Source organism: Halomonas saccharevitans (assembly GCF_900116405.1).
In the GTDB taxonomy this organism is placed as follows: Bacteria; Pseudomonadota; Gammaproteobacteria; order Pseudomonadales; family Halomonadaceae; genus Halomonas; species Halomonas saccharevitans.
This window is the reverse complement of record NZ_FPAQ01000041.1, coordinates 1-20,877: the sequence shown is the minus strand read 5'-3', so window position 1 is coordinate 20,877 and position 20,877 is coordinate 1. Positions and strand designations below refer to the sequence as shown.

Here is a 20,877-nt window from a genome sequence, read left to right as displayed (position 1 = left end):
CGACGGCCGGGTGCTGATGCACCCGGCGCTTATTTCCAGCCCATCCGCCAGGTGTCGTCGTCCTTGAGGGCTCGCCAGGGCAGGGTGGTCTCGCGGTGGGTGTAGATCGCCTCGAGGATCACCTCGACCACGGTCTCCTCCTCGTCGCGCACGAGCTTCGTCACCAGGAAGTGTTTCTCCTTGTGGCGGGGGTGCACGGCGGTCCACTTGCTGTGGTAAAGCTTCTCGGGATTGATGGCGTTCATGGCCGTCTCCTCGGGGCAGGGCCGTGCGAGCGCAGGCTAGGGCGGTCGCGTGAGCGGGGTGAGGCGCGCGGCGGGGCTGGGTGTCCGACACGTCGAGCGCTTCAGGATCTCAGCCCGAGAGAGGGAAGGCAAAAGGGGCGCCGGCTTGGCCGGCGCCCCCTCTTTGCGTCATGCGATGCGGATCAGAGCCTGACCAGCATCTTGCCGCGGTTGGCGCCCTCGAACAGCTTGAGGAAGGCGTCCGGGGTGCGCTCGAGGCCTTCCTCGACGGTCTCCTCGTAGTCGATCCAACCGTTCTCGACCTGCGGGCCGACCTCCTCGAGGAACTGCGGATAGTGCGCCCAGTGATCGAAGACGATAAAGCCTTCCATGCGAGCGCGGCGAATCAGGATCATCGCCAGGTTGCCCGGCCCGGCGCTCGGAGCGTCGTCATTGTAGCGGGCGATCATGCCGCACACGGCGATGCGCGCGCCGACCTTCAGGGTGTTCAGCGCCGCCTCGAGGCAGGTGCCGCCGACGTTCTCGTAGTAGACGTCGAAGCCCTCGGGGCAGGCCGCGTTGAGGGCCTCGGTGAGCTGGGCGGCGTTCTTGCCCTTGTAGCTGACCGCCTTGACGCCGTGCGCCTCGAGCCAGTCGAGCTTCTCCTGGGAGCCGGCGATGCCGACCACGGTGCCGCCCTTGGCCTTGGCCAGCTGCACGGCCAGCGAGCCCACCGCGCCGGCGGCGCCGCTGACCAGCACGTTATCGCCTTCCTGCATCTCGGCGATGCGGTTGAGGCCGGTCCAGGCGGTCATGCCCGGCATGCCGAGCACGCCCAGGTAGGCCTGCTCCGGCACCTCATAGGCGGGCAGGGTCTCCAGCTCGGCGCCGGGCAGCTGGGCGACGTCGCGCCAACCGCCCATGTGGCGCACCTTGGTGCCCACCGGGAAGTCCGCCGCGCGGGATTCGATGACCTCGCCGATGGCCGCGCCTTCCAGCGGCGCGTTGAGCTCGAAGGGCTCGATGTAGGTGGTCACGCCACTCATGCGGCCGCGCATGTAGGGGTCCACCGACAGCCAGCTGTTGCGGACGCGCACCTCGCCCTCGGCGAGGTCGGGCAGCGCCTGCTCGTGCAGCTCGAACAGCTCGCGGGCCGGCGTGCCCTGGGGATGATCGGTGATGGTGAAGAAGCGGGATTGCATCGTGCGACTCCTGTCGATGTGCGGGGTTGTACCGTACTAGACGACCAGTCTAATGCAGAGTGACGAGCGGGCCAAGCCGGTCGGTCTCGATGTCCCGGCGGCGAGGCTTGCCGGGATCGCTCCCCAACGAAAACACCCCATCCGGCGAGGCCGAATGGGGTGCGGTGAGCGCAGCATCGTGCTCATGGCCTCAGCGTTGAGACTGTTCCTCGAAGAGTTCCGCCTTGGCATCGCGCATGACGTTCTCGCAGGCGGCCTGATGGGCGAACTGGATCAGCAGGCCCTGGGTCACGGCGAAGCCCTTCTCCAGGCAGGTATCGACGTCCTCGCGGCTCACTTCGGGGGTCACGTTGCAGTCAATCTTCAGCGTTCTACCGCCGCCGTCCAGCTTGTCGGCGAAGGCCCTGAAGCGCCAGGCCATTCGCTGTTTCCAGCTGGCGGATTCTTCCATGCCCTCGTTGACGCTAAACGTGCACTGCCATTCAGGTTTGTAGACCTTCATGTGAACCTCCCGTGCTGGCTGGAAAGAATGCTCGATCGTGTCTGCTGCTCCCTGCGATAAATATGTTGCTCGATCATCATACAGGCTTTCGCTCGACTGACCATCGCTGCCGCCAGTCGGGCCGGGCGGGTCGTCGCCTCGGGCTCACTCGAGCGCGACTCACTCTAGCCGAACCTCGCTCAGCACCTCGGTCAGCTGCTCCAGCGCCTCGCCGCTGTGTCGCCAGAAGTGCCAGTAGAGCGGCACGGACAGCGCCCGCTCGGGGGCCAGACTGGCCAGCCGGCCTTCCGTCACCAGCGGCGCCACCTGCATGCGCGGCAGCATGCCGTAGCCCATGCCGGCCAGCGTCAGGCGCACGAACCCCTCCGACGAGGGGCAGAGGTGGTAGGGAAAGCGGCCGTGGTAGCCGCAGCTCGCCAGGAAACGATGCTGCAGCTGGTCATGGGGGCCGTAGACGATGGCCGGGGCGCGACGGAAGGCCTCGGCCGTCGGCCCCGTCGGGAAGTGGCGGGCGATGTAGCCCGGGGTGGCGTAGGGGTGGTAGACCATGGTGCCCAGCGGCACGCAGCGGGCCCCGGCGATGGGACGGTCGCTGGCGCAGAGGCAGGCCGCCACCTCCCCGTCGCGCAGCCGCTTGAGCCCCACGTCCTGATCCTCGACCACCAGGTCCAGCAGCAGGCCCCGGGCACGACAGAAGTCGCCCACGGCCTCGGCCCACCAGGTGGCCAGGCTGTCGGCATTGAGGGCAATGCGCAGGCGGGGCGCGGCCTCCTCCAGGGTCGGCAGCGTCGTGCGCAGGTCGCGCTCCAGCAGCTGCACCTGCTGAACATGGTTGAGCAGCCGCTGGCCCGCGGGGGTGGGCGCGAGCCGTGGGTGGCGGACCAGCACCGGCTGGCCCAGGCGGACCTCCAGCGCCTTGATCCGCTGGGAAATCGCCGATTGCGAGAGACCCAGCTGCTCGCCGGCGCGCTCGAAGCCGCCGCACTCGATCACCGTGGCCAGCGCCTGGAGCAGCTTGTAGTCAAGCATGGGCCCTCCTTCGGGCAGATGCAGCAGACGTTCAGTATAAGCAAAGCTGATGTGATATTAGCAGGATGATTTTTATAGATGTGGTGGCATCGCTATGCTGGCCCCTCTCGACGGGATTCAGGAGGGGAAACGCGATGCTGGAGAGCTATGTCACCGGGCTTTTGGTGAGCGGCGGTATCATCATCGCCATCGGCGCGCAGAATGCCTACGTGCTGGGCGTCGCGGTGCGCCGCGAGCACCACTGGTGGTCGGCGGGGCTCTGCATGAGTACCGATGCGCTGCTGATCCTGGCCGGGATGTTCGGGGTCAGTGCGGTGCTTTTGAGCATGCCGAGCGCCCTGGAGGCGCTGCGCTGGCTGGGCGTGGTCTTCCTGACCTGGTTGGCGGCCCAGGCCTTCCTGCGCGCCGCCACTGGCCGTCAGGGGCTCTCCGTCGACGGGGCGAGCGAGCGCAGCCCGAGGCGCGTGCTGCTGGCCACCCTCGCGGTCACCCTGCTCAATCCCCAGGTCTACCTGGATACCCTGCTGCTGATCCCCTCCATCGGCGCCCAGCAGCAGAGTTCAGCCACCTTCGTGGCCGGGGCGGTCACCGCCTCGATCCTCTGGTTCAGCCTGCTGGCCTGGGGCGGCGCGGCGCTCTCCCCCTGGCTCTCCCGGCCGCTCGCCTGGCGGGCGATCGACGGCACCATCGGCGTGATGATGGCGGTGATCGCCGTGCACCTGGCCATCAATTCCCCCGCGACGGCCTGATCGAGGACGCCTGGCCTAGCCTTGCTGGGTGAGGCTCTCGTCCTCGGCGTCCTGGGGTTCCAGGGGAAGCCATTCCACCGCGGCGCTGATGACGTCCAGGTAGTTGCGGATCCGCTGCACGTAGTGCACCGGCTCGTAGCCCCGGGCATAGCCGTAGCGGGTCTGGGGGTAGTAGCGCTTGTCGGCCTTGAGTGGCAGCACCTCCTTCATGTCGGCCCAGGAGTCCGGGTCCTTGCCGAGCTCGCGAGCCAGCTGGCGGGCGTCCAGCAGGTGGCCACGGCCGACGTTGTAGCTGGCCAGTGCCAGGTAGGTGCGGTCCGGTTCGGGGATGGTGTCGGGCAGCCGGTCATGCCGGTCGGCCAGATAGCGGGCGCCGCCGTCGATGGCCTCGGCCGGATCCAGGCGATTGGCGACGCCCAGTGACTTGGCGGTGTTCTGGGTCAGCATCATGATGCCGCGTACTCCGGTGGGTGAGACGGCGCGGGGGTCCCAGTGCGACTCCTGGTAGGCCAGGGCGGCGAGCAGGTCGGCGGGCATGCCGGTCTCGTCGGCGGCGGCGAAGAAGTACGACAGCAGCGAGGGCAGGCGCTCCTCGATGCGTCGATTCAGGGCCCGCAGGTCGACGAAATCGAAGTCGCCGATGTAGTCGTAGTAGCGGTGCTGCATCGTCTCGACGCTGGCCTCGCCCTCGGGGCTTGCCATCCACTCCCGGGCCTGCGCGGCGAGGGCCTGATGCCCGGCGGACAGGTACCAGCCCAGCCGATCGCCACGGGTCAGGTTCATGGCGACCTCCAGGTGCGGGAAGTGGCGGCGTACCACCTGCACGATGTTGGAGTCGGCCAGGGTGCAGTCGATCTGTCGCTCGGCGACCGCGGCCAGCAGCATCTCGGTGGTGCGCGGATCCTCCGCGTAGGTGATCCCGGTGTGATCGTTGGAGAGGCTATCGAGTCGTTCCGTGTAGCTGGAGTCCTCCGTGACGCGGATCTCGACGTCGGCCATCTCCTCTACCTCGCGGGGCATCGGGCGCATCTCGCGGTGGCACACCAGCTGCTCGACGACGTCGGTATGGGTCGGCCCCTGGCGGAAGCGTTCGTCACGCGAGGGCAGATGGGTCAGGCCGGCGGCGGCCAGGTCGACCGTGTTGCTCTCCAGGGCCTCCAGCACCTCGGTGGTGGAGCTGAGTGTCACCCACTCGATCTGCCAGCCGTTGGCCTCGGCGAAGCCCTCGACCAGATCGTGCTCAGGGCCGGCGGGGGCCTGACGGCGGTCGAGGTAGTAGGTGGTGGCGGCGTTGCGGGTGGCCACCCTGAGCGTCTCGCCGGAGGCGGGCGGCTCGAGCGTGGCGACCGAGGCCTCGTCCGGGCCGCAGGCCTGAAGCATGGCCAGTGGCAGGAGGGCGATCAGCAGGCGGAACCTGGGCATGGGCGATAACTCCTGATCCGCGGGGAAAACGTAAGCTGGACATCAGCTTAACAGCCTCGGCGCGGTGTCCGGTCGGCGCGAGTCAACGCTGTGCGGCGGGCGCCGGCCAACACCGCGCCACCAGGGCCGTGATGACGGCCAGCAGCGGCAGCCAGGCGCCGGGCTCGCCGAGGATGTAAAGGGTGAACCCGCTCTGCAGGCACCAGAGGGCGGGAAGGGCCAGCAGTGCCCAGGCGCGACGGGCCGGTTCGGCCATGGCCGTCACGCCCAGGGTGGCGATGGCGAGCGGGTCGGGTGTAAGCCCGAGGATTTCGGCGCCCGCGAGGCCGCGCCCCGTCGCCGGGGCGACCAGCGGGTGCAGGACCAGGGCATAGGCGAAGAGCCCGATGCCGATGCCGCGCCGCACGCTCCACCGTCGCGGCAGGTGGAGCCCTGCGCGTAGAGTGCTCAGGCCCGCCAGCAGCAGCGCCTGCAGGCCGAACAGCGGGGCGACATAGGCGATGCCCCAGTGGATGGGGGCGTAGCGCTGCCACAGGAAGGCCCAGCCCACGAAGGCCCAGGCCACGGCCAGCAGAGCGACGATCAGGCGAGTGCCCCGCGGGCCGGGGCGTAGCAGGACCGCCAGGGCGACGCCGCCCAGCGCCAGGCCGAGCAGCTGGGCGGGCCACAGGGCCTGGTTGTGCAGCTCGAAAAGCCGCGCGTAGACCCGCGGCGAGAACATCAGCAGATCCTCGGGGCGATAGGTCCACCAGGCGCTGCCGCCCATGCCCTAGAGCCCCCGCACGTGATCGGCCATGCGCCGGCGTAGCGCCTCGTCGGGCAGCGGCTCCCGGGCGGCGGCGAGGTTCTCGCGGACATGCTCGACCTGTGTGGTCGCGGGGATGGCGCAGGTGATCGCCGGGTGGGAGATGATGAACTTGAGGATGAACTGCGCCCAGGTCTCGGCGCCGATCTCGGCGGCCCAGGGCGGCAGTGGCTTGCCCGCCAGGCGCCGGATCAGGCGCTTGCGCTGGAAGGGGCGGTTGGCGATCAAGCCGATGCCGCGCTCCCGGGCCAGCGGCAGCAGGCGCCGTTCGGCCTCGCGGTCGACGATGTTGTAGGTGAGCTGGACGCTGTCCAGCGACACCCGGCGCAGGATGTGTTCCACCTCGTCGTGGCGTCGCCCGTGGGAAGTGGTGATGCCGAGATGGTGCACCTCGCCGGTCGCCTTCATCGCCTGCAGGGTCTCGAGGTGACCCTCCCAGCCCCGCAGGTTGTGGACTTGCAGCAGATCGAAGCGCGGCACCCCCCAGGCCTGGCGGGAGGCCTCGATCTGCTCAGGCCCTGCGTCGCGGCTCGAGGTCCAGACCTTGTCGGCGGCGTAGACGCGCTCGACGGCCTGGAGCTGCTTCAGGGCGTGGCCGATCGTCGCCTGGGACGTGCCGTACATCGGCGAGGAGTCGATCAGGCGCCCTCCCGCGGCGAAGAAGGCCGCCATGACCGCGGTACAGGCCTCGAGCAGCAGCGGATCGTCGCCGACGTTGAAGGTGATCCAGCTGCCCAGGCCCACCCGAGGCAGCGCCACGCCTGTGCCGGGCAGCGTGCGGGTCAGCGGCTCGGCCGACCGTGCCAGGGCGCCGGGCAGCGCCGAGGCGGCCGCCGCGGCGAGCAGGCCGCGCAGCAGCCGGCGGCGGGACAGGAGGAGTCGAGGCGGAAGCGGCAGGGCCATGGGGCGCTCCTTACGACGGCGGGGCCATCCCGGTCGGCGTTGCCTGCCACTCCTCCAACCGCTCCCTAAGCGCCTCGGCGGCGGACGCCGCCGCGATCGATGACGCGATCGATGACGCGATGGCAGAGGTGATGGCAGAGGTGATGGCAGAGGTGATGGACGAGGTGATGCCAGAGGTGAGTCGTCGTGGCGTCATGCTCAGTCTCCCGGGCCGCACTCCATGCAGCGTTCGATGATCGCCGGCCCCTGGCGCAGGCTGGCATTGAGGTCTCGCAGGGCGCTGCGCAGGCCCTCCTCCAGCACCGGATGGTAGAAGGGCATCTCGAGCAGGCGGCCGACGCTGCACTTCTGCTCCAGCATCCAGGCCAGCAGGTGCGCCAGGTGCTCGACCCGCGGCCCAAACAGCTCGGCGCCCAGGAACTGGCCCGAACCGTGCTCGGCATACAGGCGCATCAGGCCGCGATTCTGGCGCATTACCACGGCCCGCCCCTGGTCCTCGAAGGAGGCCTCGCCGGTGGCGATACAGTCGTCGCCGAACTGGCGCACGAGCTCGCCACGACTGGCGCCGACGGTGGCCATCTGCGGCTCGGTGAAGACCACCGCCAGGGGCACGTGGCGGTGGCCGGCGCGCAGCTCCGGATAGCGCCCGGCGTTGTCGCCGGCGATGCGCCCCTCGGCGTTGGCCTCGTGCAGCAGCGGCAGCGCCTGGTTGGCGTCGCCGGCGATGAAGACATGGCCCGGGCTCTCATCGGCGTTCACGCACTGCAGGGTGAAGCGGTGAAAGCGCGGCACGCCCTGGTCGTCCAGCGCCAGGCCGGCCCGCTCGAGATCGAGCCGATCGAGGTTGGGCTGTCTGCCGGTGGCGGCGAGCAGGTAGTCGAAGCGCTCGGTGAGGCGCTCGCCGGTGTCGCGCTCGAGGAAGGTAATTGCCACGGCGTCGCCGTTGCGCTCGATCCGCTCTACCTCGGCGTCGGGATCGACGTAGAACGTCTCGTTGAAGGTGCGCTCCGCGTAGGCCCGCACGGTCTCGTCGCGAAAGGGCCCCAGGGCGCCGCCGACGCCGAACACCCGCAGGCGCACGCCCAGCCGGTGCAGCGCCTGGCCGAGCTCCAGGCCGATCACCCCGGGGCCGAACACGGCCACCGACTCGGGGAGGTCCGCCCAGTCGAAGACGTCGTCGTTGACGATCAGCCGGTCGCCGGCCGCCGCGAAGAAGCCCGGCCAGGTGCCCCGCGAACCGGTGGCGATGACGATGGTGCGGGCCGTTACCCGGGTGTGCTCGCCGACGATCAGGGTGTGCGGGTCGGCGAAGCGCGCGTGGCCCTCCAGGCGGTTCGCCTCGCCGAGGCGCTCCACCGTCCCGAGCACGCCCTCCACGAAGCGGTCACGTTCGCGCCGGACGCGCTCCATCACGGCGCGCCCGTCCACCTCGACCGGGCCCATCCGGACGCCGAAGCCGTCGGCCTCGCGAGCCTGATGGGCGGCCTCGGCGGCGGCGATCAGCAACTTGGAGGGCATGCAGCCCACCCGGGCGCAGGTGGTGCCGTAGGCGCCGCCCTCGATCAGCAGCACGTTGTCGCTGTGCTTGCGGGCGGCGTGCCAGGCGCTCAAGCCCGCGCTGCCGGCCCCGATGATGGCGATCTCGACCTGTCGCTCCTGCATCTGTTCTCCCCTCTGGTGGCGACATCTCTCCAGTCACTATGGCACGCCCGAGCCGGATGGACGCCGAGGCTCGTTGTCGCGGAAGAACGCGCCGCCATGGGCTTGCGGGCGAAGGGCGGCACTTTCTGCTATGCTGGCCGACTTTCATCCTCGCTCCCGTGGTCCCGGGCGGGCGGCGCCCGCCGTCATCGCGCCCCGACCCGCTGCCCGCCTTTTCTTGCAGGTCTAATACGTGTCTGATTCCTCTGCCGATTTCGCCGCGCTGCCGCTGGCGCCGGAACTGCTGTCCAACCTCGCCACGCTTGGCTATCGCACCATGACGCCGATCCAGGCCGAGAGCCTGCCGCCGATGCTGGCGGGTCGCGACGTGATCGCCCGGGCGAAGACCGGCTCGGGCAAGACCGCGGCCTTCGGCCTGGGCCTGCTCTCGCGGCTGACCCTCACGTCCTCTCGGGTGCAGGGGCTGGTGCTCTGCCCGACCCGCGAGCTCGCCGACCAGGTGGCCGGCGAGCTGCGTCGCCTGGCGCGCAGCCTGCCCAACGTCAAGGTGCTGACCCTGTGCGGCGGCGCCCCCCTGGGGCCGCAGCGCGCCTCGCTGGAGCATGGCGCGCATCTCGTCGTCGGCACCCCGGGGCGAGTGGAGGAGCACCTGCGCAAGGGCACGCTCGATCTCTCCGAGCTCGAGACCCTGGTGCTGGACGAAGCCGATCGCATGCTCGACATGGGCTTCCAGGCCGCCATGGAGGCGATCATCGCCGAGACCCCGGCGCGCCGTCAGCTGCTGCTGTTCAGTGCCACCTATGCCGAGGCCATCCGGCCCATCGCCGAGAGGCTGATGCGCGAGCCGGTCACGGTGGAGGTCGACGAGCCCCACGACGACACCACCATCCGCCAGCACTTCTATCGGGTGGCCGACGAATCGGCGCGCTTCGAGGCGCTGCGCCGCCTGCTGCTGCAGGTTCGGCCCGAGTCCAGCGTGGTGTTCTGCAACACCAAGCGCGAGACCGACGAGGTCGCCGAGGCCCTGAACGACGCGGGCTTCAGCGCCCTGGCGCTGCACGGCGACCTGGAGCAGCGCGATCGCGATCGCCTGCTGGTGCTGTTCGCCAACGGCAGCGCCTCGATCCTGGTGGCCACCGACGTGGCCGCCCGCGGGCTCGACATCGCGTCGCTGGATGCGGTATTTAACTACCGCATCGCCCGTGAGCTCGAGGTGCACGTCCACCGCATCGGGCGCACCGGTCGCGCCGGCGGCTCCGGGGTGGCCTGTACCCTGGTGGCCGACCAGGAGGAGTACCGGCTGGCACGCCTCGCCGACTTCCTCGGCGAGACCCTCGCCCCGGAGCCGCTGCCCTCCCGCGCGGTGCTGGAGCGCTCGCCCTTCACGCCGGCCATGGCGACGCTGGAGCTCGGCGGCGGCAAGAAGCAGAAGGTGCGCCCCGGCGACATCCTTGGCGCCCTGACCGGCGAGGGCGGGATCGCCGGCGATCAGGTGGGCAAGATCAAGGTGCTGGCCAACAGTGCCTACGTGGCCGTGCGCCGCGACGTTGTCGGGGCGGCCCTCGACCAGCTGGCCAATGGCCGGATCAAGGGACGCAGCTTCCGGGCCCGTCGCATCCGCCGCTGACCGATCCTGCAACGCGATTCGCCCGGCGCATACCCAGCCGCCGGGTTCTATGCCAACGTGGTGACATGAAGATACCCAAGAGATTACAGCCGCTGGTCGAAGATGGCCTGATCGACGAGGTCGAAGGCCAGCTGATGAGTGGCAAGGAAGCCCAGGTGTTCGTGGTGCGCTCCCACGGCGAGCGGCGCTGCGCCAAGGTCTTCAAGGAGGCCAAGCAGCGTAGCTTCAAGCAGGCCGTGCAGTATCAGGAGGGGCGCCGCGAGCGCAACAGCCGCCGCTCCCGCGCCATGGCCAAGAAGACCCGCTACGGCCAGAAGGAGCAGGAGCAGGCCTGGCTCAATGCCGAGGTCGATGCCCTCTACCGGCTGGCGGCCGCCGAGGTGCGGGTGCCCAAGCCCTTTGGCTTCATTGACGGCGTGCTGTTGATGGAGATGATCACCGACGCCGAGGGGCTGACCGCCCCGCGGCTGGACGACGTGACCCTGACGGCCGACGAGGCCCGGGCCCACTACGCCAAGGTGATCGGCGACGTGGTACGCATGCTCTGCGCCGGCCTGGTGCATGGCGATCTGTCCGAGTTCAACGTGCTGCTCGCCGCCGACGGCCCGGTGATCATCGACCTGCCCCAGGCGGTGGATGCCGCCGGCAACAACAGCGCCGCCTGGATGTTCGAGCGCGACGTCGACAACATGCGCCGCTACTTCGGCCGCTTCGCCCCGGAGCTGCTGGTGACCGACTACGGCAAGGAGATCTGGTCGCTCTTTGAGGCCGGTGATCTGCATCCGGAGAGCGAGCTGACCGGCTGCTTCGAGCACGACACCCGCGAGGTCGACGTGGACGACCTGATGACGGTGATCGACGACGTGCGCGAGGAGGAGGAAGAGCGACGGGCGCTCCTCAGCGGCGAACGAGATGCCGGCGTGGCCGAGGCCGCGGCCGACTGGCGAGCCGACCACGACGAGTCGTGACGGTCGCCTGAGCGCCCGCTGTCCACGAGACCATGAAACCCGCCGCGAGGCGGGTTTCTGCTATCTTGGACGCTCATTCCCCCCCTCACTCATCTTTCACCCCTAAGGAGCCGAGCATGCCCATCGTCACCGTTCAGCAGTTTCCCCGCAGCGTGGCGCAAAAGCGTGAGCTGGCCCGGCGCATCACCGAGGCGTTCGAGGAGGTCTACGGCAACTCGGCGGAGTCCGTGCAGGTGTTCTTCAACGAGGTGGACGGCGAGCACTGGGCCCGCGGCGGCAGGCTGGGCTGCGACCGCGAGGACGGCCCGCGCTGAGCACGCTGGTGCGATGGTTTCCCTTGTCGTGTCTGCGCCGGGAATGTTCGACTAGGCTGAGTGGGCGGCAGGGCCGCCGTCCGAGCCGGAAGCCCTGCCGTTTCTCACTATCGTATGTCGATGGACAAGGAGACGCGTCATGAACAAGTGGATAGCGGGCCTGGGGCTGGCCGGCAGCCTGCTGCTGGCCTCGGCGGCCATGGCTCAGACGGAGCGCAGCGCGGCCCCCGAGGGCAGCGAGGTCTACTTCATCTCACCCGAGGCCGGGGCGAGCGTCGAGAGTCCCGTCACCGTGCGCATGGGCCTCTCGGGCATGGGCGTGGCGCCCGCCGGCACGGCGCGTGAGGGCACCGGCCACCATCACCTGCTGGTCGACACGCCGCTGGACGAGGTGGATCTCGACCAGCCGCTGCCGGCCAGTGAGACCCTGCGCCACTTCGGCGGCGGCCAGACCGAGGTCGATCTCGAGCTCGAGCCGGGCGAGCACACCCTGCAACTGCTGTTCATGGACGCCAACCATGTCAGCTTCGACCCGCCGGTGACCTCCGAGGCCATCACCATCACGGTGGAGTGATACACCGGCCGTCGGGCGCCCACCGGAGACGTCAGGTGCCCGACGGGGCCCCGCCCACGGCCCGAGTGGCGCTTTAGCCCCGGCCTTCGATCTCGGCGTTGTGGTAGACGTTCTGCACGTCGTCCAGGTCGTTCAGGGTGTCCACCAGCTTGTCGAACAGCGCCACGTCGTCGCCGGCGACCGGGGTCATGGTCTGGGGCACGAACTGGATCTCGTCGACCTCGAACTCGATTCCGTCGAAGGCGTCGAGCAGTGCCTGCTTGGCCTTGGCGTACTCGGTGTGGGGGGCGAAGACGGTGATCTGGCCCGCCTCGTTCTCGATGTCGGTGACGTCGACATCGGCCTCCATCAGCGCCTCGAGGGTGGCCTCCTCGTCATCGCCCTTGAAGGCGAGGATGGCGCAGTGATCGAACATGTGGCTGACGCTGCCCGGGGTGCCGAGCTTGCTCTTGGCCTTGGTGAAGCAGCCGCGCACGTCGCCGAAGGTGCGGTTCGGGTTGTCGGTCAGGCACTCGACGATGACCATGCAGCTGCCCGGCCCGAAGCCCTCGTAGCGGGCCGTGGAGAAGTCCTCGCCGCCCACGCCGCTGGCCTTGTCCAGGGCCTTGTCGATGACGTGGGACGGTACCTGGTCCTTCTTGGCGCGCTCGATCAGGCCGCGCAGGGCCAGGTTGCCCTCGGGGTCGATGCCGCCCTGCTTGGCGCAGACGTAGATCTCGCGACCGTACTTGCTGTACACCTTGGTCTTGGCGTCGGCCGTCTTGGCCATGGATTCCTTGCGGTTCTGGAAGGCCCTGCCCATTGCATTGTCCTATGGCGTCGAAATTCGTGGCTGGATTCTACGAAACCGACGCGGACGGTAACAGGGATATTTTGCCCATCGCGCCTCCGTTGTGACGGCCGTCATGGCTACACTGCCAGTGACCCCGCCGACCCTGGAGCCTCACCGGATGGACCACCACGCCTACCGCCATGCCCTGGCCGAGTGCCTCGCCGAGCGCGAGCTGCCCTTCGTCCCCGAGGAGTTCGATTCCCGTCGTCGCCGCGTGCGCCAGGCCATGCGGAGCGCCGGCCTCGAGGCGCTGCTGCTCACCGACCCTGCCGACATCTTCTACCTGACGGGCTACCACACCTTCGAGGTCTCGGTGCACACCTGCCTGGTGGTCTCGGCCGAGCGCCTGGTGCTGCAGGTGCCCTCCATCGAGACCGGCCCGGCGGTGGTTACCGCCCGGGTGGACGAGATACTGGGCTATCGCTGGGAGGGCATCGAGGAGGTGATCGAGCCGCTGGCCGAGGTGCTCGCGCCCTTCCAGGCCATCGGCCTGGACGCCTTCGGGGCCGGCCTGCGCCACGGCGTCATCCGTGCGCTGCAGGCCCGGCTCGGGGTCGAGCGCTTCCGCGATGACGGTGGCGAGCTGCTCGATCGCCTGCGCATCGTCAAGACGCCGGCGGAGCTCGACTGCCTGCGCGAGAGCGCGCGAATCACCTCCATCGGCCTGCGGGCGGCCATGGCGGCGATCGCTCCCGGCGTCACCGATAACGAGGTGGCGGCGGAGGGGAGCCGCGCCCTGCTGGCCGCCGGCAGCGAGTTCATGAGCCTGCAGCCCATCGTGACCAGCGGCCGGCGCATCAGCATCATCCACGTCAATCACAAGCGAAACGTGATCGCCGAGGACGAGCCGGTGTTCCTGGAGTTCGGCTCCGCCTACCACCGCTATACCGCGCCGATGATGCGCACCGCCGTGGCCGGGCGGGCCAGCGCCGAGATGCAGGCGCTGCGCGATGTCTGTCGCGGCATGTTCGAGGTGCTGGTCGCCACCATGCGGCCCGGCCGTACCTTCGACGAGGCGGCCCGGGCGGCCGAGGCCGTGCTGGCCCCCCATGCCGACCGGGCCTTCTTCTCCGGCGTGTTCGGCTATGCGGTGGGGGCCCAGTTTCCGCCCAGCTGGGTCGAGGGCACGGGCTACATCGCCCGCGGCCAGGACCGCGAGTTCGAGGCCGACATGGTCTTCCACCTGCCGCTCTGCCTGCGCCTGCCGGGCCAGTGGGGCATCGGCCTGAGCGATACCGTGCGCGTCACCCCCGACGGGGGAGCGCCGCTCACCGACAATGACTGGCAGCTTCAGGAGCAGTCTTGAGCGGCGAGCGCGGGCCTACGGCCGCGGGCACGGAACCTTATGGATATGAGCGGTCTGAGCGAAGTCACTTCATCCTCAAGGAGCAACGCATGAAACGGATTATCCAGGTATCGGGAATGCTGCTGGTGGCGCTGCTGCTGGCGGGATGTGCGGCCGCCGAGCGCACGGTCGACGAGCCGCTGGTAAACACCTACTGGAAGCTGACCCATCTCGGCGACGCACCGGTCACGGTGGTCGAGCAGCAGCGCGAGGCGCACTTCGTGCTGCATACCGACGAGCAGCGTGTGATGGGTTCCACCGGCTGCAATCGCATGACCGGCCAGTATCGGCTGGAGGGCGATGCCTTGAGCTTCGCGAAGCTGGCGAGCACTCGCATGGCCTGCCCGGAAGGCATGCAGACCGAGCAGGCCTTCCTGAACGCGCTGGGCCAAGTAGCCGAGTGGCGGGTCGAGGGCCAGCAACTCACGCTGCTCGACGCCGACGGCGAGGTGCTGGCGCGCCTCGAGGCGGTGCACCTCACCTGAGTCGACGTCATGGTCGGTCGTTCGTGGCCGCCATGGTGGTCTACCCGTCGCCGTGGGGGCGAGATGGTCGGGGGCACGCCCGAGACGATCGCTCATGCGGTGTCGAGGCGGTGTTGAGTAAGCGGTGAGGACTACACTGCAGGCGAGGGGGATGTCTCCCTCTCGCCGCGTTCCGGCACCGCCCGGTGCCGGATGCTCGCTATCCCTGTGGTGGAGGGTGTCATGACTCAGACCGTTACGGCTGCCTATGGCAGCATCGACAAGGCCGTCAATGCCTTCGATGAACTGGTCTCCGAGGGCTTTCCCCGGGAGACGCTGTTTATCGACAGGCAGAGCAGCGAGGTCAAGGTGATCGTCCCCGAGGCGTCGCAGCCGGAGGCGGAGGAGATCCTCAATCGCCACGGCCCCGATGAGGTCTCGGCCCGGCCCTACGAGGCTACCTAGCGCCCGACCCGCCGGCGAAGGTCTTCATCCCCTCCGCGCCCCGGACCATGACCAGGCACTCGAGCATGACGGAGCTTCGCTATCTCACCACCTGGTGGTTCGAGGCGCCCCTCGATCGCGTCTACCGCACGCTCGCCGATCCCGTCGACTGGCCCGTCTGGTGGAAGAGCCTGCGTGCCGTGGAGGAGCTGGCGCCGGGGGATGCCCGCGGCATCGGCCGGCGCTATCGCTATCGCTGGCGGAGTCGCCTGGGCTATCGCCTCTGCTTCGAGGTGCGCGTGACCCGCGTGGTGCCGGGGCGGCTGATCGAGGGCGTCGCCCGCGGCGACGTGCGGGGGATCGGCCGCTGGCTTGTGAGCGAGGCGCGAGGCGTCACCCGGGTGCGCTACGAGTGGCGGGTGCGCCCCGTTCGGCCCTGGATGGCCCTGATCGCGCCGCTCGCCGAGCCGATGTTCGCCTGGAACCACCATGCCGTGATGCGCGATGGCGCCGAGGGCCTGGCCCGATGGCTCGATGTGCCGCTGCTCGCGATCGATCGGCAGTGAATCGCGGGGTCGGCATCCCATGGCCGCCCGAGGGCTCGGCGTTCACGCAAGCCAGGCCAGCGCCAGGCCCACCGCCATCGAGGCGACCATCGGCAGGGCGACGCGCAGGCCGAGCCGCCGCGTGCCGAAGGCGGTGGCCAGCCCCGACTTGAAGAGGTTGTTGACCGCGGCGGCGATGATGATGCCCAGCACCGCGGTGGCGGGGGCGATCCGCTCCAGCGACATGCGGGTCAGCGAGAGGGTGATGGCGTCCACGTCGGCCACCCCAGAGGCGGCGGCCAGCAGGTAGATACCGGCCTCGCCGAGTCCATCGCGCAGCCACTCGCCGAGCAGCATGATCAGCGCGAGCAGGCCGCCAAACAGCAGCGCGGTGCGCAGCTCCAGGGGGTTCTGAATCGGGGTCGGGCTGTCGACCCTGAGGGTACGACGATGGCGGCGCCAGAGGTGCAGCGCCGGCAGGTAGAGCAGCAGGCCCATTGCCGCGATCGGCAGCAGCAGGCGGGGCAGCAGGCCCGGGCTGATCACCGCGGCATAGATCAGGATCCGCGGGAACATGGTGCCGCAGGCCACCAGGATGCCGGCGGCCAGCATCGCCTCGACCTCCTGGCTCTGGCGCGACAGCCGGGCGAAATGCAGGGTCAGCGCCGTGGAGGAGGAGAGGCCGGCGAACAGCCCGGTGAAGAGGATGCCCTTCTCGGTTCCGCCCACGCGCATGGCGAAGTAGCCGACGAAGGAGATCGCGGCGATCAGCACCACCATCCACCAGATCTCGTAGGGGTTGAGCGCCTCGCCGGGCCCGAGGCCGCGGTCGGGCAGCAGCGGAAGCATCACCACGCTGATCAGCAGCAGCTTGAGGCCGGCGTCGAGCTCGTGGGCCTGCAGCTTGTTCAGCAGGCCATGGATCTCGTGCTTGTTGTCGAGGATCACGGCGGTGATCACCGCGCCGGCGGTGGCCAGTGCCAGGTCGATCGCCACCGCCACCGCTCCGAAGCAGAAGGTCAGCAGCAGCCCCACTAGGCCGGTGATGCTGTAGTCGTGGTGCTGGCTCAGCCTCGCCCACCAGGCGACCAGGCTGGTGGCGGCCAGGGCCAGGAAGATCAGCGGGAAGGCCCAGTTGCTGACGGCCTCCGACAGCAGCGCGGCGATGCCGCCGAGCAGGCCGACCAGCGCGTGGGTGCGGATGCCGGCGATGCGCTCGCCGGATTGCTGCTCCCGGGCGACCCAGCCGCGTTCGATGCCGATCAGGGCACCCAGCAACAGCGCCACGCCCAGGCGCAGTGCGGGTTCGTTGGCGATGAGAAAGTCGCTGGCGACATCGTCCATGGCGAGGGCGTCCCCGTGTCATCCGGTGATCGACGGATGCCTTCAGGGTGGCCGCTGCGCGCCGTCGCTTCAACGTCGGGCCGCCAGCGTGCGCAGCGCGTCGAGCGCACGCCGGGGGTGGTCGGGTTGGATCGAGGGAAGACAGCCCTCCACAATCCATTACACTGGGGGTGCCTTACCGGCGTATAAGACAAGGATATCGGGCGGCATGAAGGACTCTCCACGCATGGCCGGCAGGCGACACGGCTGGCCTCGGCTGAGCGCCATCGGCACCTACCTCATGGCGCTGGTGGCGCTGGCCATTTTCCTGGCCTGGGTGCTCATCGATCATCGCCAGCGCGCGATCGACGGCGCCGAGGCGCGCGTCGAGGCGCGGGCCGACCTCGTGGCCGAGTGGGTGAGCACCACCTTCGCGGTGGGTGAGCAGGCTCTCGCCGACCTGTCGCCGCTGCTCGAGCGGCGCCTGGCGGAGGAGGAGTCGGCGTTGGCGCCGACCGATATCGAGGCCCTGCTGGCCGAGCGGCGGGATCGCTTCGCCTTCATCGACGAGCTGAGCCTGGTCGACGCCGCAGGGCGCGTCGTGGCCTCCTCGGCGTCCTACTGGCCCCCCGGCCATGACCTCAGCGGACGCGCCTTCTATCTCGCCATGCGCCGTGATGGCCGCCTCGACTCCCTGGTGACCCCGCTCTACTGGTCGCCCTTCGCTGAGACCCATCACCTCGTTCATGTGCGCCGCCTGCGCGGGCCGGACGGTCGCTTCCAGGGCCTGGCCGTACTGCGCCTCGATCCGACGATCTTCGCCACGTCGCTTTCGCGGCTGAGCATGACGCCGGGGGAGAGCATCGCCATCCTCGATACCGAGATGCAGCTGATCGCCCGCCGGCCTGCCTTCGACGGCGGCGGAGCCACGGATAGGCTCGGCGTGCGCGTCCGTGAGCCGCTGACCCAGGCCTTCCTGGCGAGCGGCGAGGCCGCGACGGTGCAGCGCATCGTCTCGCCGCTTGACGGCCACGAGCGGCTCTATGCCCAGCAGCGCGTGACCGACCTGCCGCTGCTGGTGGTGGTCGGCGAGAAGCTCGATGTGCTGCTGGCGAACTGGTGGCAGCGGCTCTGGCTGCTGGGCGGCGTCTTCCTGGTGGTGGTCGTGCTGGGCGGGTGGCTGCTGCGCCACTATCTTGGCCTGCGATGGCTCGAAAGCGAGCTGCGCTGTCGTCTCGAGGAGCGCGAGCAGGCGCGGCGCGCGGTGCTGGAGCGCGAGGCGCGGCTGCAGGCCCTGGTCGGCTCGATCCAGGACATGATCTTCGTCTTCGATGCCGAGGGACGCTTCGTCTACGTGCATGCCGTGGACCGCGACCAGCTGGTCGGCGACGCCGAGGCGCTGCTGCAGCACCACTACCGCGAGGTCCTCTCGGCGGACGTGGCAGACCAGCTCGATCGCGCCCTGGAGGCACTGCGGGCCAGCGGTGATCCGGTGGACATCGACTATCGCGTCACGCTTGCTGGCGTGCCGCGCGACTTCCACGCGATCTTGAGCCCGCTGGACGAGGGAGGCGCCTTCAGCGGCGTGCTGGCCGTGGTGCGCGAGGTCACCGACGTGCGCGCCACCGAGGCCCAGCTGCGTATCGCCGCCATGGCCTTCGAGACGCACCTGGGCATGCTGGTCACCGATGAGCGAGGCGCGATCCTGCGGGTCAACGAGACCTTCACCCGCATCACCGGCTATTCGGAGGCGGAGGTGCTGGGCCGCAATCCGGGCATGCTCCGCTCCGGTCGTCACGACGACGACTTCTATCAGGCGCTCTGGGAGAGCGTGGAGCAGCATGGTAGCTGGCAGGGCGAGATATGGAACCGTCGCAAGAACGGCGAGATATTCCCCGAGTGGCTGACCATCAGCGCGGTGCGCAACGATGCCGGCGAGCTGACCCACTACGTGGCCACCTTCAACGACATCACCCGGCGCAAGGCGGCCGAGGAGGAGATCCACCAGCTCGCCTTCTTCGATCCCCTGACCGGGCTGCCCAATCGGCGGCTGATGCTGGATCGCCTGGCCAGTGCGCTGAAGGACAGCTATCGCAGCGGCCAGTTCGGTGCGCTTTTATACCTCGACCTGGACAACTTCCAGCGAGTCAACGATACCCGAGGGCACCTGATCGGCGACGACCTGCTGCAGCAGGTCGCCATGCGGCTGGATCGGGTGCTGCGTGAGACCGACACCCTGGCGCGGCTGGGGGGCGACGAGTTCGCGCTGCTGCTGCACGACCTGGGTCACGATCAGGTTCAGGTGGCGGTGGTGGCCGAGCGCATTGCCCACAAGCTGCTCGGCGCGCTGCAGGCGCCGATGCGCCTGGCGGGCGGAGAGCTTTCGGTGACCGCGAGCCTCGGCATCACCCTCTATCGCGACCGCGAGACGACCCTGGAACAGGTCCTCCAGCAGGCCGATATGGCGCTCTACAAGGCCAAGGAGGCGGGCCGCGATACCCTGCGCTTCTTCGACCCGGCCATGCAGGCGCAGTTGCAGCGGCGCGCCCAGCTCGAGGCCGACCTGCGCCAGGCGCTGTCGAGGGACGAGTTCCGGCTTTATTATCAGCCCCAGATGGGCGCCGATGGCCAGATGATCGGTGCCGAGGCGCTGCTGCGCTGGGCACACCCCGCGCGCGGCATGGTCTCGCCCGGCGAGTTCATCCCCCTGGCCGAGGAGAACCGGCTGATCGTGCCCATCGGCGGCTGGGTGCTGGAGACCGCCTGCCGGCAGCTGGCGGCCTGGGTCAGGGATCCGGCCATGGCCGACCTGACGCTCTCGGTCAACGTCAGCCCCGAGCAGTTTCGCGAGCCGGAGTTCGCCGAGCGGACCCTGGCCATCCTGGCGCGTACCGGGGCACCGCCATCGCGCCTCAAGCTCGAGGTCACCGAGAGCCTGTTCGTCCATGATCGCGACGAGTCTCGCGAGACCATGCGGCGCCTCAAGGAGCACGGGGTAACCTTCGCCCTGGACGATTTCGGCACCGGCTACTCCTCGCTCTCCTACCTCAAGCGCCTGCCGCTGGACCAGCTCAAGATCGATCAGTCCTTCGTGCGCGACCTGCTGGAGGACGAGGCCAGCGCGGCCATCGTCGCCAGTACCATCGCGCTCTCCCGCAGCCTGCAGCTGGAGGTGCTCGCCGAGGGGGTCGAGACCGAGGCCCAGCGGGCCTGGCTGATCGCGCACGGCTGTGAGGCTTTCCAGGGCTATCTCTTCAGCCGGCCGGTGCCGCTCGAGGAGCTTGCGGCGACGTGCCAGGCCACCTGATCCGTGCCCCGCGACGCGGTGCAGCGGGCGGCCCCACCGGGCCGCCCGCTGCCGTTGGAGGCCGGCGAAGCGTCGCTCCTTCGTGTGCCGGCAGGCCTTTTCGGTGCGCTCGTCAATGTACGGGGGACTTGCCAGCGGCAGGGGAGTGGCGAATACTGTATATGAATACAGTATCAATGGAGGTGCTCATGACCTCGCCGATGTCTCCCGCCGTGCGGCCGATCGGCCGCGCGGTGGCGCTGCCGGGAGCGGCGACGCAGCCGCTGATGGGGTGTCGGGTGCGGGCCGGTTTCCCTAGCCTGAATATTGCATCAGTATCGCGAGTTTGGCCTGGCGGGTGAGCAGGCCAGCTCTTCATGCTGGATGGCGCGAGAATCGCTCACTTTTTGATCGATTTCCCGCCTTCAAGACGCACTGCCCCCTACCCCCATTGTTTATCTCGTGCCGGGGACAGCACCCTGCCGGTCATCCCGGCACCAGTTTCTTGATCAGCTTGAGGAAGAGGTCTTGGTCGGGGTAGTGGCTACTCAGCATCAGCCGGACGCGCCGGGTATTGCGGATCACCACGCCACCGATCTTCAGCAACTTCAGGCGCAGGGTGGTGACCTGGGCCGTGGCGTATACCGTGCGCTTGAG

General features: G+C 69.1%; 22 protein-coding genes. 10 read left to right on the top strand and 12 right to left on the bottom strand.

Annotated elements, in window-relative coordinates; all coding sequences use genetic code 11:
• Positions 1-29: 29 nt before the first annotated feature.
• The 4 genes from BM388_RS15140 to BM388_RS15125 form a co-directional block, all read right to left on the bottom strand.
• Positions 30-245, bottom strand: a complete 216-nt coding sequence (locus BM388_RS15140; RefSeq protein WP_089851658.1) for a TIGR02450 family Trp-rich protein — start codon at positions 243-245, stop codon at positions 30-32.
• 182 nt (positions 246-427) lie between these two features.
• The gene (locus BM388_RS15135) at positions 428-1,426 is read right to left on the bottom strand and encodes an NADP-dependent oxidoreductase (protein ID WP_089851656.1); all 999 of its coding nucleotides are present in this window, start codon (positions 1,424-1,426) and stop codon (positions 428-430) included.
• A 190-nt stretch (positions 1,427-1,616) separates the two neighbouring features.
• Positions 1,617-1,928 (bottom strand): hypothetical protein, encoded by a 312-nt coding sequence (locus BM388_RS15130; RefSeq protein ID WP_089851654.1) that lies wholly within the window; start codon positions 1,926-1,928, stop codon positions 1,617-1,619.
• Between the two features lie 159 nt (positions 1,929-2,087).
• Positions 2,088-2,957 (bottom strand): LysR family transcriptional regulator ArgP, encoded by an 870-nt coding sequence (locus BM388_RS15125; RefSeq protein WP_089851652.1) that lies wholly within the window; start codon positions 2,955-2,957, stop codon positions 2,088-2,090.
• 134 nt (positions 2,958-3,091) lie between these two features.
• On the opposite strand from BM388_RS15125, the gene BM388_RS15120 reads away from it, so the two are divergent.
• Positions 3,092-3,706, top strand: coding sequence for a LysE/ArgO family amino acid transporter (locus BM388_RS15120; protein WP_089851650.1), 615 nt, complete (start codon positions 3,092-3,094; stop codon positions 3,704-3,706).
• Positions 3,707-3,721: 15 nt separating this feature from the next.
• Here the strand turns inward: BM388_RS15120 and mltF are convergent, their stop codons facing one another.
• From mltF to BM388_RS15095, 5 genes are all read right to left on the bottom strand, one after another.
• Positions 3,722-5,128 (bottom strand): membrane-bound lytic murein transglycosylase MltF, encoded by a 1,407-nt coding sequence (mltF, locus tag BM388_RS15115; protein ID WP_089851648.1) that lies wholly within the window; start codon positions 5,126-5,128, stop codon positions 3,722-3,724.
• 82 nt (positions 5,129-5,210) lie between these two features.
• Positions 5,211-5,894, bottom strand: a complete 684-nt coding sequence (locus BM388_RS15110) for a DUF6064 family protein (RefSeq protein ID WP_089851646.1) — start codon at positions 5,892-5,894, stop codon at positions 5,211-5,213.
• Between the two features lie 3 nt (positions 5,895-5,897).
• Positions 5,898-6,836: an aldo/keto reductase gene (locus tag BM388_RS15105; protein ID WP_089851645.1), complete on the bottom strand. Its 939-nt coding sequence runs from the start codon at positions 6,834-6,836 to the stop codon at positions 5,898-5,900.
• Between the two features lie 10 nt (positions 6,837-6,846).
• A complete protein-coding gene (locus BM388_RS15100) occupies positions 6,847-7,032 on the bottom strand; it encodes a hypothetical protein (RefSeq protein WP_089851642.1) in 186 nt (61 codons plus the stop codon).
• A gap of 2 nt (positions 7,033-7,034) precedes the next feature.
• A complete protein-coding gene (locus tag BM388_RS15095; RefSeq protein ID WP_089851640.1) occupies positions 7,035-8,498 on the bottom strand; it encodes a dihydrolipoyl dehydrogenase in 1,464 nt (487 codons plus the stop codon).
• A 232-nt stretch (positions 8,499-8,730) separates the two neighbouring features.
• On the opposite strand from BM388_RS15095, the gene dbpA reads away from it, so the two are divergent.
• From dbpA to BM388_RS15075, 4 genes are all read left to right on the top strand, one after another.
• Entirely contained in the window at positions 8,731-10,125 is a 1,395-nt protein-coding gene (dbpA, locus tag BM388_RS15090; protein WP_089851638.1) for an ATP-dependent RNA helicase DbpA, read from the top strand.
• Between the two features lie 65 nt (positions 10,126-10,190).
• Positions 10,191-11,093 carry a PA4780 family RIO1-like protein kinase gene (locus BM388_RS15085; protein ID WP_089851636.1) on the top strand — a complete coding sequence of 301 codons (903 nt, stop codon included), beginning with the start codon at positions 10,191-10,193 and terminating at the stop codon, positions 11,091-11,093.
• Positions 11,094-11,125: 32 nt separating this feature from the next.
• On the top strand, positions 11,126-11,407 hold the full coding sequence (locus BM388_RS15080) for a tautomerase family protein (protein WP_483866659.1): 282 nt from the start codon (positions 11,126-11,128) through the stop codon (positions 11,405-11,407).
• A 139-nt stretch (positions 11,408-11,546) separates the two neighbouring features.
• Complete coding sequence (locus BM388_RS15075; protein WP_089851632.1) at positions 11,547-11,981, top strand: DUF4399 domain-containing protein; 435 nt, start codon at positions 11,547-11,549, stop codon at positions 11,979-11,981.
• Between the two features lie 73 nt (positions 11,982-12,054).
• Here BM388_RS15075 and BM388_RS15070 read toward each other — a convergent pair whose 3' ends face one another.
• Positions 12,055-12,783: a YebC/PmpR family DNA-binding transcriptional regulator gene (locus tag BM388_RS15070; protein WP_089851630.1), complete on the bottom strand. Its 729-nt coding sequence runs from the start codon at positions 12,781-12,783 to the stop codon at positions 12,055-12,057.
• Between the two features lie 148 nt (positions 12,784-12,931).
• Here BM388_RS15070 and BM388_RS15065 point away from each other — a divergent pair, with 148 nt between their 5' ends.
• The 4 genes from BM388_RS15065 (at position 12,932) to BM388_RS15050 (ending at position 15,632) form a co-directional block, all read left to right on the top strand.
• Positions 12,932-14,119, top strand: a complete 1,188-nt coding sequence (locus BM388_RS15065) for a M24 family metallopeptidase (protein WP_089851629.1) — start codon at positions 12,932-12,934, stop codon at positions 14,117-14,119.
• An 89-nt stretch (positions 14,120-14,208) separates the two neighbouring features.
• Positions 14,209-14,643, top strand: coding sequence for an META domain-containing protein (locus BM388_RS15060; RefSeq protein WP_089851627.1), 435 nt, complete (start codon positions 14,209-14,211; stop codon positions 14,641-14,643).
• A 222-nt stretch (positions 14,644-14,865) separates the two neighbouring features.
• The gene (locus BM388_RS15055) at positions 14,866-15,087 is read left to right on the top strand and encodes a hypothetical protein (protein ID WP_089851625.1); all 222 of its coding nucleotides are present in this window, start codon (positions 14,866-14,868) and stop codon (positions 15,085-15,087) included.
• A 65-nt stretch (positions 15,088-15,152) separates the two neighbouring features.
• Positions 15,153-15,632: an SRPBCC family protein gene (locus BM388_RS15050; protein ID WP_089851623.1), complete on the top strand. Its 480-nt coding sequence runs from the start codon at positions 15,153-15,155 to the stop codon at positions 15,630-15,632.
• Positions 15,633-15,674: 42 nt separating this feature from the next.
• On the opposite strand, the gene BM388_RS15045 is transcribed toward BM388_RS15050, so the two are convergent.
• Complete coding sequence (locus BM388_RS15045) at positions 15,675-16,955, bottom strand: MgtC/SapB family protein (protein ID WP_089851668.1); 1,281 nt, start codon at positions 16,953-16,955, stop codon at positions 15,675-15,677.
• 208 nt (positions 16,956-17,163) lie between these two features.
• Here BM388_RS15045 and BM388_RS15040 point away from each other — a divergent pair, with 208 nt between their 5' ends.
• Entirely contained in the window at positions 17,164-20,241 is a 3,078-nt protein-coding gene (locus BM388_RS15040; protein ID WP_175535120.1) for a bifunctional diguanylate cyclase/phosphodiesterase, read from the top strand.
• A gap of 465 nt (positions 20,242-20,706) precedes the next feature.
• Here BM388_RS15040 and BM388_RS15035 read toward each other — a convergent pair.
• On the bottom strand, positions 20,707-20,877 hold a 171-nt coding region (locus BM388_RS15035), incomplete at its 5' end, for a transposase (protein ID WP_175535063.1).